General features: G+C 65.8%; 13 protein-coding genes. 1 reads left to right on the top strand and 12 read right to left on the bottom strand.

The window, feature by feature from the left end; translation table 11 throughout:
• Position 1 precedes the first annotated feature (1 nt).
• The 5 genes from B6K69_RS07020 to B6K69_RS07000 form a co-directional block, all read right to left on the bottom strand.
• Positions 2-1,381: an aldehyde dehydrogenase family protein gene (locus B6K69_RS07020; RefSeq protein ID WP_108643276.1), complete on the bottom strand. Its 1,380-nt coding sequence runs from the start codon at positions 1,379-1,381 to the stop codon at positions 2-4.
• A gap of 73 nt (positions 1,382-1,454) precedes the next feature.
• A complete protein-coding gene (locus B6K69_RS07015) occupies positions 1,455-2,822 on the bottom strand; it encodes a glutamine synthetase family protein (protein ID WP_108643275.1) in 1,368 nt (455 codons plus the stop codon).
• Between the two features lie 198 nt (positions 2,823-3,020).
• Complete coding sequence (locus B6K69_RS07010) at positions 3,021-4,061, bottom strand: TRAP transporter substrate-binding protein (RefSeq protein WP_107672288.1); 1,041 nt, start codon at positions 4,059-4,061, stop codon at positions 3,021-3,023.
• A 55-nt stretch (positions 4,062-4,116) separates the two neighbouring features.
• A complete protein-coding gene (locus B6K69_RS07005; protein ID WP_108643274.1) occupies positions 4,117-5,457 on the bottom strand; it encodes a TRAP transporter large permease in 1,341 nt (446 codons plus the stop codon).
• Positions 5,457-5,963, bottom strand: a complete 507-nt coding sequence (locus B6K69_RS07000; RefSeq protein ID WP_108643273.1) for a TRAP transporter small permease subunit — start codon at positions 5,961-5,963, stop codon at positions 5,457-5,459. Before B6K69_RS07000 ends, B6K69_RS07005 begins: the two co-directional genes overlap by 1 nt.
• Positions 5,964-6,164: 201 nt before the next feature.
• On the opposite strand from B6K69_RS07000, the gene B6K69_RS06995 reads away from it, so the two are divergent.
• On the top strand, positions 6,165-7,043 hold the full coding sequence (locus B6K69_RS06995) for a MurR/RpiR family transcriptional regulator (protein WP_108643272.1): 879 nt from the start codon (positions 6,165-6,167) through the stop codon (positions 7,041-7,043).
• 8 nt (positions 7,044-7,051) lie between these two features.
• Here the strand turns inward: B6K69_RS06995 and B6K69_RS06990 are convergent, their stop codons facing one another.
• The 7 genes from B6K69_RS06990 to B6K69_RS06960 all read right to left on the bottom strand — a co-directional run bounded on the left by B6K69_RS06990 (position 7,052) and on the right by B6K69_RS06960 (position 14,320).
• Positions 7,052-7,981, bottom strand: coding sequence for an NAD(P)-dependent oxidoreductase (locus B6K69_RS06990; RefSeq protein ID WP_107672292.1), 930 nt, complete (start codon positions 7,979-7,981; stop codon positions 7,052-7,054).
• 81 nt (positions 7,982-8,062) lie between these two features.
• Positions 8,063-8,818 (bottom strand): TIGR02186 family protein, encoded by a 756-nt coding sequence (locus tag B6K69_RS06985; protein ID WP_108643271.1) that lies wholly within the window; start codon positions 8,816-8,818, stop codon positions 8,063-8,065.
• On the bottom strand, positions 8,815-9,735 hold the full coding sequence (locus B6K69_RS06980; RefSeq protein WP_107672294.1) for a sulfite exporter TauE/SafE family protein: 921 nt from the start codon (positions 9,733-9,735) through the stop codon (positions 8,815-8,817). Before B6K69_RS06980 ends, B6K69_RS06985 begins: the two co-directional genes overlap by 4 nt.
• A 78-nt stretch (positions 9,736-9,813) precedes the next feature.
• The gene (locus B6K69_RS06975; RefSeq protein ID WP_108643270.1) at positions 9,814-10,608 is read right to left on the bottom strand and encodes a purine-nucleoside phosphorylase; all 795 of its coding nucleotides are present in this window, start codon (positions 10,606-10,608) and stop codon (positions 9,814-9,816) included.
• A gap of 93 nt (positions 10,609-10,701) precedes the next feature.
• Positions 10,702-11,670, bottom strand: coding sequence for an ABC transporter permease (locus tag B6K69_RS06970; RefSeq protein ID WP_107672296.1), 969 nt, complete (start codon positions 11,668-11,670; stop codon positions 10,702-10,704).
• Complete coding sequence (locus B6K69_RS06965) at positions 11,670-12,773, bottom strand: ABC transporter permease (protein ID WP_107672297.1); 1,104 nt, start codon at positions 12,771-12,773, stop codon at positions 11,670-11,672. Before B6K69_RS06965 ends, B6K69_RS06970 begins: the two co-directional genes overlap by 1 nt.
• Positions 12,773-14,320, bottom strand: a complete 1,548-nt coding sequence (locus B6K69_RS06960; RefSeq protein WP_164681903.1) for an ABC transporter ATP-binding protein — start codon at positions 14,318-14,320, stop codon at positions 12,773-12,775. Before B6K69_RS06960 ends, B6K69_RS06965 begins: the two co-directional genes overlap by 1 nt.
• Between the last annotated feature and the right edge of the window lie 52 nt (positions 14,321-14,372).

Raw genomic sequence — 14,372 nt, 5'->3', positions numbered from 1 at the left:
GTCACACCTTCTTGAGATGATAGGATTTCGGGCGGGTCACCGAATGGAAACCCAGATAGGAAAGGCTGCCGCCGCGGCCGGTGTCCTTGCAGCCGGTCCAGCACAGCGCCGGGTCAAGATAGTCGGCCCGGTTCATGAAGACGGTGCCGGTCTCGATCCGGGCGCCGATGGCGGCGGCGGTGTCATAGTCCTGCGTCCAGACCGATGCCGTCAGGCCATAGGGGCTGTCGTTCATCAGGGCGATGGCTTCCTCATCATCCTTGACCTTCATGATGCCGACGACAGGGCCGAAGCTTTCTTCCATCATCACCCGCATCGAGTGATCGACGTTCACCAGAATCTGCGGGGCCAGATAGGCGCCGCCGTCATCGGCGGGGAAATTCGCCGGGTCGATCAGCGCCTTGGCGCCCTGTGCCACGGCTTCGGCGATCTGGTCGCGCACCACCTGCGCAAACCGCTTGTTGGCCATCGGGCCAAGGGTGCTGGAGGCGTCGAAGGGGTTGCCCAGCTTCAGGGTGTTGACCCAGGCGACGGCCTTTTCGACGAAGGCGTCATACAGGCTTTCGTGGACATAGATCCGTTCGATCCCGCAGCAGCACTGGCCGGCGTTGAACATGGCGCCGTCCATCAGCGTATCGACGGCGGCGTCCAGATTGGCATCGGCGCGGACATAGCCCGGGTCCTTGCCGCCCAGTTCCAGCCCAAGCGGCGTGAAGGTGCCCGCCGCCGCGCGTTCCATGGCGGCCCCGCCGCCGACGCTGCCGGTGAAGTTGACGAAGTTGAACGCCCGCGCCTTGATCAGCGTCTCGGTCGTGGCGTGGTCCAGCACGACGTTCTGGAACACATCCGCCGGCACGCCCGCCTCATGGAAGGCCTGCGCCAGACGTTCGCCCACCAGCATGGTCTGGCTGGCGTGTTTCAACACCACCGTATTGCCCGCGATCAGCGCCGGAACCAGCGTGTTGATCGTGGTCAGGTAGGGATAGTTCCACGGCGCCACGATGAAGACAACGCCAAGGGCTTCGCGCGCCAGGTAGCGGCGGAAGCTGTCGCTGTCTTCGATCACCAGCGGCGCCAGCGTCTTGGCGGCGATTTCCGACATGTAGTCGGTGCGGGCGTTCACGCCGCCGTATTCGCCGCCAAAGCGGGTGGGGCGGCCCATCTGCCAGGCCAGCTCCTCGACCACCACGTCCTTCATCTCGTTCAGGCGGGCGACGCCGGCCTTGACCAGCGCGATCCGGTCTTCCAGCGACCGGGCCGCCCAGCCCTTTTGCGCCGCCTTGGCGCGGGCCGCGGCCGCCTGCGCGGCCTCAAGCGTGAGCGGGGTCCGCTCGGCATAGACCCGGCCATCGACCGGGGAAATCAGTTGGATGGGTTTCATCGTCTCACCTCACAGGGCAGGGCCTTGCCCGCCGCACATCTGGTGGCCGGGGTGAACCCCGGCCGCTGTTTCGTCAAGCCCGTTCCAGCAGGCGTTGCAGTTCGAAATCCGTCACCACGCGGTCGGTCTCGGAAATCTCCCATTCGGCGGCGTGGTGGTAGTGGTCCACCACATCGTCACCGAAGGCCCGGCGCAGCATGGCGCTGCCGTGCAAGGCCGCTGCCGCCGCGCGCAGGGTCTTGGGAATTTCGCGCACGCCGCCCGCGGCATACATGTCCCCCTTCATCTCGGGTTCCAGTTCCAGCCGGTTCTCGATCCCGTCCAGACCGGCGGCCAGCAGGGCCGCGCAGGCGAGATAGGGGTTCACGTCGCTGCCGGGGATGCGACATTCGACCCGGATCGCCTTGGAGTGCAGGCCGCAGATGCGGAAGCCGGCGGTGCGGTTGTCCGCGCTCCACACGGCCTTGGTGGGGGCGAAAAGGCCGATGCAGAACCGCTTGTAGCTGTTCACATAGGGCGCCAGGAAGGCGGTGATCTCGGTCGCATGGGCCAGTTGGCCGGCCAGGAAGTGCTTCATCGTGGCCGACATGCCGTGATGATCGGCCTTGTCTTCAAACGCGGGCTTGCCGTCCAGTGTCCACAGGCTTTGGTGGATGTGGGAAGACGACCCGGCCTTGCGGTGATCGTATTTCGCCATGAAGGTCACGGCCTTGCCGGCGGCATGGGCGATTTCCTTCACCGCCTGCTTGACGATCACATGATTGTCGGCGGTGTCCAGCGCGTCGGAATACTTGTAGTTCACCTCGTGCTGGCCGGCGTCGGCCTCGCCCTTGGTGTTTTCCACCGGGATGCCCGCGCCGTAAAGCCCGTTGCGGACGGCGCGCATCAGGCCTTCTTCCTTGGTGGTCTGGAAGATGTGGTAATCCTCGTTATAGCCGCTGATCGGGCGCAGCCCGCCGAAGCCTTCGTCGCGCAGCGCCTCGTAGCTGTTTTCGAAGATGTAGAATTCCAGCTCGGTCGCCATCATGGCGTCGAAGCCCATGGCCCTGGCGCGGGCGATCTGGGCCTTCAGGATGGCGCGCGGGCTGACGCGCACCTCGGCATGGGTGTCATGTTCCAGCAGGTCGGCCAGACACAGCGCGGTGCCCGGCAGCCAGGGCAGCGGGCGCAGGGTGGCAAGGTCGGGCTTCATCACATAGTCGCCGTAGCCCTGTTCCCAACTGCTGGTCTTGTAGCCGGGGACGGTGTTCATCTCCATGTCCACGGCCAGCAGGTAGTTGCAGCAATGGGTTTCCTTGTAGCCGCCGTTCACGAAGAAGGCGGCGTGGAAGCGCTTGCCCATCAGGCGGCCCTGCATGTCGGGGGCGGCCACTAGAACGGTGTCGATCTCGCCGCGCGCGACGGCTTCCTTCAGGTCTTCGAATGTCATGTTACCGGGCATCTCTGGCCTCATCTTTCAGGGTTGTGGGGCCCCTTTTCCAAGGGGCGATCGGCGGGGGCTGACAAGGGTCAGCCGCGCCCGCCTGCGCCACCGAATTCGGGTTTCCTGGGCCAGCAGTCGCCGCCGGCGTGTCGCGTGGTCATCCTGTCCCCCTGGGGCAAGGGCCGGGCACGTCTTGCGTGCCCGGCCCGGTTTGCATCAGCCGTAGCGGTAGGGCCGGCCGGCCTTGGACATCACATCGTTGTACTTCTTGATGATCTCGACGACCTTGGCCTTCACCTCGGATTCCGCGGCGATCTCGTCCCAGAACTTGGCCGCGGCGGTTTCGACGGTGGCCCATTCCGCATCGGGGATCGAGGTCAGTTGCAGCTTGGGGCCGTTGACGCGCAGGTCGGCCTCGCCGCCCCAATACCACCACTGGCGGTAGTAATGCGATTGCTCGAAACAGACCTGCATCAGGGTCTTCAGATGGTCGGGCACTTCGTTCCAGCGTTCGGCATTGGCGAAGAAATGGCCGATCCAGGCGCCCGAGATGTTGTTGGTGAGGAAATACTTGGTCACATCGGCCCAGCCGACGGTGTAATCCTCGGTGATGCCGGACCAGGCGATCCCGTCCAGTTCGCCGGTCTGCAGGGCAACCTGGATGTCTTCCCACGGCAGTTGCACCGGCACCACGCCGAATTGCGCCAGGAAGCGGCCGGCGGTCGGGAAGGTGAAGACGCGCTTGCCTTGCAGATCGGCCAGCGAGTTGATCGGGTCCTTGGTCGCGAAATGGCAGGGGTCCCACGACCCGGCCGAGATGTGCTGCACACCGACCTTGGCGTATTCTTCCTTCCAGATCGCATCCAGGCCGTACTGGTTGAACAGCACCGGCACATCAAGGCTGTAGCGCAGCGCCAGAGGGAAGTAGCCGCCGAACACCGTCACCTCGGTGGGCGACTGCATCGAGTCGTCATCCGACTGGACGGCGTCGATGGTGCCCGACTGCATGGCGCGGAACAGTTCCGACGTGGGGACAAGCTGGTCGGCGTAGTAAAGCTCAATCTCCATCTGACCGGCGGCGATCTTGTTGAAGGCGTCGATGGCGGGCTTCACCACATGTTCGCCAAGGGCGGCGCCGGCATAGGTCTGCATCCGCCATTTGATCGGCGCGGCCTGCGCCTTGACGGCGGGGGCGGCAAGGGCGGCGGCACCGGCCAGCGCGCCGGTGCTGAGGAATTTCCGTCTGGTCGTCGTCATCTTTACCTCCGTTGGGTTGGGCGGGGACGGTTCGGCCGCCCCTCTGGATGGGTCTCTATTGTCCGTAAACCTGATGGGGCAACCACAGGGCGATTTCGGGGAAGACCATCACGATCACCAGCGTCAGCAGCATCAGCCCGACGATGGGAACGATGGAGCGGTAGATGTCGGCCAGCGACACATGGTCAGGCGCCATGGCGCGCATCAGGAACAGGTTATAGCCGAAGGGCGGGGTGATATAGGCGATCTGGCAGGTGATCGTGTAAAGCACGCCATACCAGATCAGCACGTCCTGCGGCGGCATCCCCAGATCCAGCTTGGCCACCAGCGGCACATAAAGCGGGGCCACGATCACCAGCATGGCGGTATCGTCCAGGAACATGCCCATGATCAGGAAGGACACCTGCATCAGGATCAGGATCGTCCAGGGCGACAGGCCCATGTCCTGCAGGAACAGCGTCTCGATCGCCTTCACCGCGCCCAGCCCGTCGAACACCGCGCCGAAGGCAAGGGCGGCCAGGATGATCCACATGAACATGCAGCTTACGCCAAGCGTCTGCACCATGCAGGATTCGAACACCTTTTTCGTCATGCGGCCACGGACCAGCGCCACCAGCGTGGCGATGGTGGCCCCGATGACCGAGGCTTCCACAAGGCTGGCCCAGCCATAGAGGAACGGCCCCATCATCGCGGCGAAGATCGCGAAGGGCAGGATGCCCGCGCGCAGCAGCCGGTATTTTTCGGCCTGGCCGGCGGCGCGTTCCTCGCCGGTCAGCGGCGGGCCAAGGGCGGGGTTCCGGGCGCAGCGGATGATGATGTAGACAAGGAAGACGCCGGCCATCAGCAGGCCCGGGAACACGCCCGCCAGCCACAACTGGCCCACGGGCTGCCGGGCGATCATCGCATACAGCACCAGAACCACCGAGGGCGGGATCAGGATGCCCAGGCTGGAACCGCCCTGGATCACCCCGGTGATCATCACCTTGTCGTAGCCGCGTTTCAGCATCTCGGGCAGGGCGATGGTGGCGCCGATGGCCAGACCCGCCACCGAAAGACCGTTCATCGCCGAGATCAGCACCATCAGGAAGATGGTGCCGATGGCCAGCCCGCCCGGAATGGCACCGAACCAGACATGGAACATGCGATAGAGGTCGTCGGCCATGCGGGTTTCCGACATGACGTAGCCCATCCAGACGAACATCGGCAGTGTCAGCATCGGATACCAGTTCATCAGCTTGATCGTGCTGGTGAAGGGAATGGCCGATCCGCCGGTGCCCCACAGCGCCAGCGCGGCCACGGCGCCGACAAAGCCGATCACCGCAAAGACCCGCTGCCCGGTCAGCAGCATGATGACCATGCCGCCGAACATGACGATGGCGATATATTCGTTCGGCATCAGATTTCTTCTCCGCGCAGCCGCGCGATGTCGCGGATCAGGAAGGCAAGGCTTTGCAGGATCATCAGCACGGTGCCGAGGCAGACGATGATCTTGATCGGGGCCAGATAGGGCCGCCAGACGGTGCGTGACCGTTCCCCGATTTCAAGCGCGTAGATCGTGCTGTCGATGCCGCCATAGAGCACGACGCCCAGAAAGAAGATCATCGCGAAGACGGTGACGGCATCGACCGCCGCCTGACGGCGCGGCGACCAGCGGCCATACAGCAGGTCCATCCGCACGTTCGCGCCCAGTTGCAGCGAATAGGCGCCGCCCAGAACGAAATAGGCGACCATGGTGAATTGCGCCATTTCCTGCGTCCAGAGCGGCGGCTGCCAGAAGGCCTTGGCCACGATCGACCACAACAGAACCCCGGCCAGCAGGAACAGCAGATACATGGCCATGCGGCCGATGCGGTAATTCATCGCCTCGACGATCCGCACGAACAGGATTGCGGCACGTGGCATCAGCGCCGCCCCCGAAGGAAAGCGGTCGTGCAGGTTGCACCAAAGGGTGCCGCAGCGTTGCGGGCCATGGACGAGTCGACTCCCTGTTTTTTGATCAGCGTTCCCCGTCGCCCCCCGTCCTGTCAAGAATATTCCTGTCAAGAATTTTCCAGAGGACGAATCGCTGTTACAAATGTTTCTGTTTCCGGGAAGGAGCCTGCGATGGATCAGCCGCCCACCATCGAAAACCGGATGCGTGCCGCCCTGGGCGAGCTGACCCGTGCCGAGCGGCAGGCGGCCACGCATATCCTGTCGCATTTCCCGATGTCGGCGCTGGGGTCGATCACCACGCTGGCGCGGGCGGCGGATGTGTCTTCGCCCACGGTGATGCGGCTGGTGCAGAAGCTGGGGTTCAAGGGCTATTCCGATTATCAGGCCGCCCTGCGGGCCGAGGTCGAGCGGTTGCTGGTGGCGCCGCTGAGCCTGCCGGGCAACGGACGCGACCCGCAGCCCCATCCGTTGCAGGATTTCGCGGTGCGGGTGGTGGCGAACATCGACGCCACGCTGTCACAGATTCCGGCCGACGATTTTCTGGGGGCGTCGGACCTGCTGGCCGATCCGGCGCGGCGGGTGGCGATCATGGGGGGGCGGCTGACCCATGCCCATGCCGATTATCTGGCCACGCTGCTGCGGGTGATCCGGCCCGAAGTCACCTATCTGGACGACCACCTGACCGACTGGCAGCAGGCGCTTCTGGATCTGCGGGCGGGCGATGTGGCGGTGATCTTCGACATCCGCCGCTACGAAGGCAATGCGGTGCATTTTGCGGAACTGGCCGCCGGGCAGGGGGCCGAGGTGGTGCTCATCACAGACCGCTGGCTGTCACCCGCCGCCGCCCATGCCCGCCACACGCTGGCCTGCCATATCGAGGTGCCCGCCGCCTGGGACAGCACCGCCGCGATCCTTGTGGTGGTCGAGGCGCTTCTGGCGCAGGTGCAGGGGCGGCTGGCCGATCAGGTGCAGGCGCGGCTGAACCGGCTGGAGGATTACTTTGCCCGCACCCGCGTTTTCCGGGCGCCCAGGGTGGGCGGCCGGGGATAGCGGCGCGGTCAGTAGCCGCGCCGGCGATCCACCAGATGCAGGAACGGCTCTCCGGCCTCGCCCCGGCGGATGTTTTCCACGATCACCCGCGCGGCCGACCAGGGCCGGGTGTCTGCGGCGATATGCGGGGTGACGGTGACGCGCGGATGCGCCCAATAGGGGTGGTCGGGCGGCAGCGGTTCGGTGCGGAACACATCCAGCGTGGCATGGCCGACCTGACCCGCCTCCAGCGCCGCCAGCAGCGCCGTATCGTCGATCAGCGCGCCCCGGCCGGGGTTCAGGATCGCCGCGCCGCGCGGCAGCAGCGCCAGACGGCGCGCGTCAAGCAGGTTCTCGGTCTCGGGCGTTTTCGGCAAGAGCGTCACCACGATCTGCGCCGCTTGCAGCACCCGGTCCAGCCCTTCGGGGCCGTGGTCGGTGGGCAGGCCGGCAATGGCCTTGGGGCTGCGGCTCCAGCCGGTGACGGGGAAGTTCAGCGCCTGCAGGGCGCGGGCGGCGGCCAGCCCCAGCGCCCCCAGCCCCAGCATCGCCACCGGCCGTTCGCGGGCCAGCGGCGGACAGGTCGCGTCCCAGACATGGCCGGGGTTCACGATATGGCGGTCCATGCCCAGATGGTGGCGCAGCGTGTGGCCCACCACCCATTCCACCATGCCCTCGGTCAGCCAGGGATCGACCATCCGGCACAGCGGCTGGGTCAGCGAGGCATTGCCTACGATCCGCTCAACCCCGGCCCAAAGCGACAGCACCGCCTTTGTGCGGGTATAGGGGGCGAAATCCTGCAAGGGGGCCGAAGGGGCATAGATGATGTAATCGACCGCCGCCGGATCGGGGGCCTCGGTCACGATCCGGGCCGCGATGCCGGCTTCGGCCAGGGCCGCGGGCAGGATCGTTTCATACTCGGGCCAGACCGCGGGGGCGGCGAACAGGATCAGGGTCATCGGGGCGGCCTTTCCTTCGTCGGATCACCCCCAAGGGATAGGGGCGGGGGCGGGGCAAGTCCAGCCGCTGCGCCGGGTGCTTCAGGACCGAACGAAGCGGAAGGCGGCCGAGGCGGCCCAGCCGGCCACGGCGGCCAGCGCCAGCGCGAACAGCCCGTAAAGCAGCGGCTGTTCGCGCGACATGTTGAAGATCAGCCGTTCCAGCCCCGCCTTGCGCACGCCGATGAAGCGTTCCTGCGTGGCGACCACGCGGCCATCGCGCAGCACGAACATGCGCACCTTGTAGGTGCCTTCGGTCAGGTTGGCAGGCAGCGCCACATCGGTGCGGAACAGCGTGCCTTCGGTCAACTGCACCCGGTTTTCCAGCAGCGGATAGCTGCCTTCGGCCCGGCGCACGCGGACCAGCGCGCGCAGGAATTCGTCTGACCCGTCGGCTTCGGCCGAAATGCCGATGGCGCGGATCAGCCGGTCGATGGTGATGTTATGGCGGATGTTCTCGGTCGCGCCCAGCACGTCATGCAGGCGGCCGGTGGTGGCGACGGCATAGAAGGTGGGCGCGCTGTCCACCCGGACCGCCGCATCGTTGATCCAGATCCCGGCCACCCGGTCCTTGCGGCGGACGGTGACCGGGGTCGGCGGACCCTCGATCGTGATGATCACGTCCATGCGGCCTTCGGGGGCGGGGGATTCGCGCTTGATCGCGCCGTAGATCAGGATTTCGGACCCGTCGAAATCGGCGGTGATCGACACCCGGTTCTGGCTGAGGCCGGACACGATGGTTTCCTGCGCCGCGGCGGGCAGGGCAAGGGCCAGCAGAAGGAGCAGCGCCCGGATCACGGCAAGACCCCCGGCGCCACGCTGTAAAGCTCGGCCGGGCGGATCAGCAGATCCACCCCGATGCGCAGCGCCACGCCCAGCACCAGCAGCGACAGCAGCACCCGCAACTGTTCGGCCTTGAGCCGCAGCCCGACGATGGCGCCGATCTGCGCCCCGATCACGCCGCCCAGGATCAGCACCAGCGCCAGCAGCATGTCGACCGTCTGGCTGTTCACGGCGTGCATCACGGTGGTGAAGGCGGTGACGAAGATGATCTGGAAAAGTGAGGTTCCGATCACGACCTTGGTCGGCATCCCCAGCAGGTAGATCATGGCGGGCACCAGGATGAACCCGCCGCCGACCCCCATGATCGCGGCCAGAAAGCCGACGAAGGCCCCGATCAGGGCCGGGGGAATGACGCTGATGTAAAGCCCGCTGGCGCGGAATTTCATCTTCAGCGGCAGGCGGTGCACCCAGCTATGGGTATGCGCCCGCCGCACCGGCGCGCGGGCATTGGCCGACCGCAGCAGCGCCCGCAGCGATTCCTGGAACATCGCGGCGCCGATGAAGCCAAGGAAGACGACGTAGGACAGTTGCACGAACAGATCGAGCTGCCCCAGCGCCTGCATCACCGAAAAGACCTTGATGCCGATGGCCGACCCCACCACGCCCGAGACAAGCAGCACAAAGCCCATGCGGAAATCCACCGCCTTGCGCTTGAGCTGGGCCAGAACGCCCGAGATCGACGAGGCGACGACCTGGTTCGCCCCGGTTGCCACCGCCACGGCGGGCGGCACGCCGATGAAGAACAGAAGCGGCGTGATCAGGAACCCCCCGCCCACGCCGAACATGCCCGACAGAAAGCCGACGATGCCGCCGATCCCGAGAAGCAGGAAGGCATCGACCGAGACCTCGGCAATGGGAAGGTAGAGCTGCATCGGGGCGGTGGGGCTGAAAGGAACGGGTTGTCCAAAGGGTTGCGCCCCTTTGGCGGCAAAGTCAAAGGCCGGATTTCCCTAGCGCAGGTTGCGCAGGAATTGCCTCAGGATGCGTTCCAGTTTTGCCGCACCCAGCGGGGCCATGGCCTTGGTGTGTTCGTGGCTGATGGATTCGCTGCTCATCCCGGCGGCCATGTTGGTGATGGTCGAGATGGCCGCGACATTCAGGCCCAGAAAGCGCGCAAGGATCACCTCGGGCACGGTGGACATGCCGACGGTATCGCCGCCCAGCATCTTGAGCATACGGATTTCGGCCGGGGTTTCGAACGAAGGGCCGGAATACCAGCAGTAAACGCCTTCGGGCAGCGGCAGCCCCTCGGTCTGGGCGGCGGCGCGCAGGCCGGCACGCAGGGCGGGGGAGTGGGCTTCGGTCATCGGCACGAAGCGGGCGTCGGTCTTTTCGCCGATCAGCGGGTTCAGCCCGTTGTAGTTGATGTGGTCGGAGAGCAGCATCAGGTCGCCGGGCGGAATGTCGGGGCGCAGGCTGCCGGCGGCATTGGTGGCGATCAGGTCGGTCGCGCCAAGCGCCTTGAGCGTTTCCAGCGCCGTCCGCATCGCGGCGGGGTTGCCGTTTTCGTAGTAATGTTCCCGCGCCCCGAACACGGCGACGCGGACGCCTTCCAGCGTGCCGACATGCAGGTTCGGATTGTGGCCCGAGACGCCGACATGCGGAAATCCGGGCAACTCGTCATAGGGGATGGCCGGGCCATCCACCGCATGGGCCAGATGGCCAAGGCCGGAGCCGAGGATCAGACCCAGGCGCACCGGGGCATCGCCGGCGCGGGCACGGATCAGGGCGGCGGCTTCGGTCATCGGTCTGGCCTTTCTGCTGTGGCAGGCCCCGGGGGCGCTTCGCCCCCCGGACCCCCGAGGATATTTCTGGACAGAAAATGAGGCGGGGCGGGTCTAGCGTTCCTTCACATAGGGCTCGCCGCCCGCGCGCGGCGGGATCGCCTTGCCGACAAAGCCGGCCAGCACGAAGACTGTCAGCACATAGGGCAGGGCTTCAAGGAAGGAGCCGGGGATGCGGAACGGCACGATGCTGCCAACCACATCCGAGCGCAGCGCCAGCGCCTGGAAGAAGCCGAACAGCAGGCAGGCCCACATGGCCGCGACCGGGCGCCATTTGGCGAAGATCAGCGCCGCCAGCGCGATATAGCCGCGACCGGCGGTCATTTCCTTGCCGAAGCCGGCTTGCAGCGCGGTGGCCATATAGGCGCCGGCCAGCCCGCAGAGGATGCCGGTGATCATCACCGCCGAAAACCGCAGCCCCGTGACCGAGACGCCGGCCGTATCGACCGCCGCAGGGTTTTCCCCCACGGCGCGCAGCCGCAGGCCGAAGCGGGTGCGATACATCACCCACCAGGTCAGCGCGACCACGCCGAAGGCGGCATAGACCAGCACCGAATGGCCCGAGATCACCTCGTAATAGAGCGGGCCGATCAGCGGCACATCCTTCATCGCCTCGGCCCCGGGCAGGGTGATCGGGTTGAAGCGGGCGTCGCCCGTCAGCGGCGGTGTGCGGCCGCCCTGGCGGAACAGCGCCTGCGCCACCAGAACGGTCAGCCCCGAGGCCAGGAAGTTCAGCGCCACGCCGGCGATCAACTGGTTGCCGCGGAAGGTGATCGAGGTCAGCCCGTGGATGAGCGCAAAGGCCATCGAGCCCAGGATGCCCGCCCCCAGCCCCGCCCAGACCGAGCCGGTGTAGAAGGCCACGGCGCCCGAACACATGGCGGCGACCAGCATCTTTCCTTCCAGCCCGATGTCGAAGACGCCGGAGCGTTCCGAGTAAAGCCCGGCGATGCAGGCGAACATCAGCGGCGTTGCCAGCCGGATGGTGGTGTCAAGCAGTTGCAGGATCGTTGCGTAATCCATCACGCGGCCCCCACCGGCCTTGGGTTGCGGAAAAGGGCGAAGATCCGGGTCAGCATCATGCGCACCATCATGTCCAGCGCGCCGGTGAACAGGATCACCAGACCCTGCACCACGATCCGCATCTCGATGGGGATCTTGGTCCACATGCCCAGTTCCGCCCCGCCCTGAAACAGGAAGCCGAACAACAGCGCCGCCAGCACCACCCCGATCGGGTGGTTGCGGCCCATCAGCGCCACGGCGATGCCGATGAAGCCCGCGCCGCTGGCCGAATTGCCGACCAGACGCTCGGCCTCGCCCATCACGTTGTTGATGGCCATCATCCCGGCCAGCGCGCCCGACAGCATCAGCGCGATCATGGTGATCTTGGTGGCGCTGATCCCGGCATAGCGCGCGCCCGCTTCGGACTTGCCGAAGGCGCGGATCTGGTAGCCCAGCCGTGTGTGCCACAGCAGCACCCAGACCCCCGCCGCCACGGCCAGCGCGATCAGCAGCGAGATATTGGCCGGCACCGGCTTGGTGAAGATCAGGTTGAACAGCGGCAGTTCATCCAGCGAGGGGATATGCGTGACCGCCGGGAAGTTGGCGGTCGAGGGGTCTTGCTGGCCCGGCGGGCGCAGCACATCGACCAGCATGAAGATCATCAGGCTGGAGGCGATGTAGTTGAACATGATCGTGGTGATCACGATATGGCTGCCGCGCCGGGCCTGCAGCCAGGCCGGAATGGCGATCCAGGCCGCGCCGAAGGCCGCCGCCGCCAGCGAGGCGCCGATCAGCGCCAGCGACCAGTGCGGCCAGGGAATGAACAGGCAGGCCAGCGCCACGCCCAGGCCACCCAGTTGCGCCTGCCCTTCACCGCCGATGTTGAACAGGCCGGCGTGGAAGGCGATGGTGACGCAAAGGCCGGTGAAGATGAAGCTGGTGGTGTAATACAGCGTATAGCCCCAGCCATAGGCCGACATCAGCGACCCTTGCACCATGACGGTGATGGCTTCCCACGGGTCCTGGCCGATGGCCAGAATGACAAGGGCCGAGATGATCGCGGCCAGCAGAAGCGAAATGAGCGGCACAAGGGCCAGATCGGCCCAACGCGGCAGGCGGTCCATCAGGCGGCCTCTCCCTTCTGGTCGGTGATGCCGGCCATCAACAGGCCCAGCTCGCGTTCATTGGTGGTGGCGGGGTCGCGGTAGCCCATGATCTGGCCGTCGAACATCACGGCGATCCGGTCCGAGAGCGACATGATCTCGTCCAGCTCGACGCTGACCAGCAGCACGGCCACGCCCTTGTCGCGCAGCGCGATGATCTGCTTGTGGATGAACTCGATGGCGCCGATGTCGACGCCGCGCGTGGGCTGGCCGACCAGCAGCAGCACCGGATCCTGTTCAAATTCCCGCGCGACGACGATCTTCTGCTGGTTCCCGCCCGAGAAATTCTTGGCCGCCAGCGCCGGGATCGGCGGGCGCACGTCATAGGTTTCCATCTTGCGCGCCGTGTCTGCCTTCAGCGCGGCGTTGTCCATGATCAGGGCATTCTTCTGGTAGTCGGGATCGTTGTGATAACCGAAGGCGATGTTTTCCCAGGCGGCGAAATCCAGGATCAGGCCGTAATGCTGGCGGTCTTCGGGCACATGGGCGATGCCGGCGCGGCGGCGGCTTTGCCCATCCGACCCGGCGCCCGACAGCGGCAGAGCGGCGCCTTTCAGCGTGGCGCGGCCGGTGGCGCGCATCATGCCGCCAAGGGCCGCCAGCAGTTCCGACTGGCCATTGCCCGCGACGCCGGCAATCCCCAGAATCTCGCCCGCGCGGATTTCAAGGCTGATGCCTTTCAGGCGTTCGACGCCGTGTTCGTCCCGAATCCGCAGGTCTTCCAGTTTCAGCACCGTCTCGCCGGGGGTGGCGGGGCCTTTTTCCACTTCCAGCAGCACCTTGCGGCCCACCATCAGCTCGGCCAGTGCCTCGGGGCTGGTTTCGGCGGTTTTCACCGTGGCAACCATGGTGCCGCGCCGCATGACGCTGACATTGTCGGTTGATTCCATGATCTCGCGCAGCTTGTGGGTGATCAGGATGATGGTCTTGCCCTGATCCTTCAGCCCTTTCAGGATGCGGAACAGGTGGTCGGCCTCGGCCGGGGTCAGCACGCCGGTGGGTTCGTCAAGGATCAGGATGTCGGCCTGACGATACAGTGCCTTGAGGATTTCCACCCGCTGCTGGTGACCGACCGACAGATCCTCGATCAGCGCATCGGGATCGACATCCAGTTCATAATCGTCGGCCAGTTGCTTCAGCGTCTTGCGCGCCCGGGCCAGCGAGGTGTTGAGCATCGCCCCTTCTTCGGCGCCAAGGATGATGTTTTCCAGCACCGTGAAATTCTGCACCAGCTTGAAATGCTGGAACACCATGCCGATGCCGGCGCGGATGGCGCTTTGGCTGTCGGGGATGGGGGTCGGCTTGCCGCTGATGAAGATCTGGCCGGAATCGGCCTTGTAGAAGCCGTAAAGGATCGACATCAGCGTCGACTTCCCGGCGCCGTTTTCGCCGATGATGCCGTGGATCGTGCCCTTGGGCACCGCGATGTTGATGTCCTTGTTGGCCTGGACCGGACCGAAGGCCTTGGAAATGCCCTTCAGCTCGATCGCAAAGGAAGTGTCGCTCATCCCCTGTCCCTTCCCCGGTGGCATCTGGCGGTTGTGGCCCGCCTTGTCTGCC

This window comes from Pseudogemmobacter blasticus, assembly GCF_003071405.1.
Taxonomy (GTDB): domain Bacteria; phylum Pseudomonadota; class Alphaproteobacteria; order Rhodobacterales; family Rhodobacteraceae; genus Pseudogemmobacter; species Pseudogemmobacter blasticus.
Note: the sequence above shows the minus strand (reverse complement) of the source record. Positions and strands in the feature narration are given on the sequence as shown.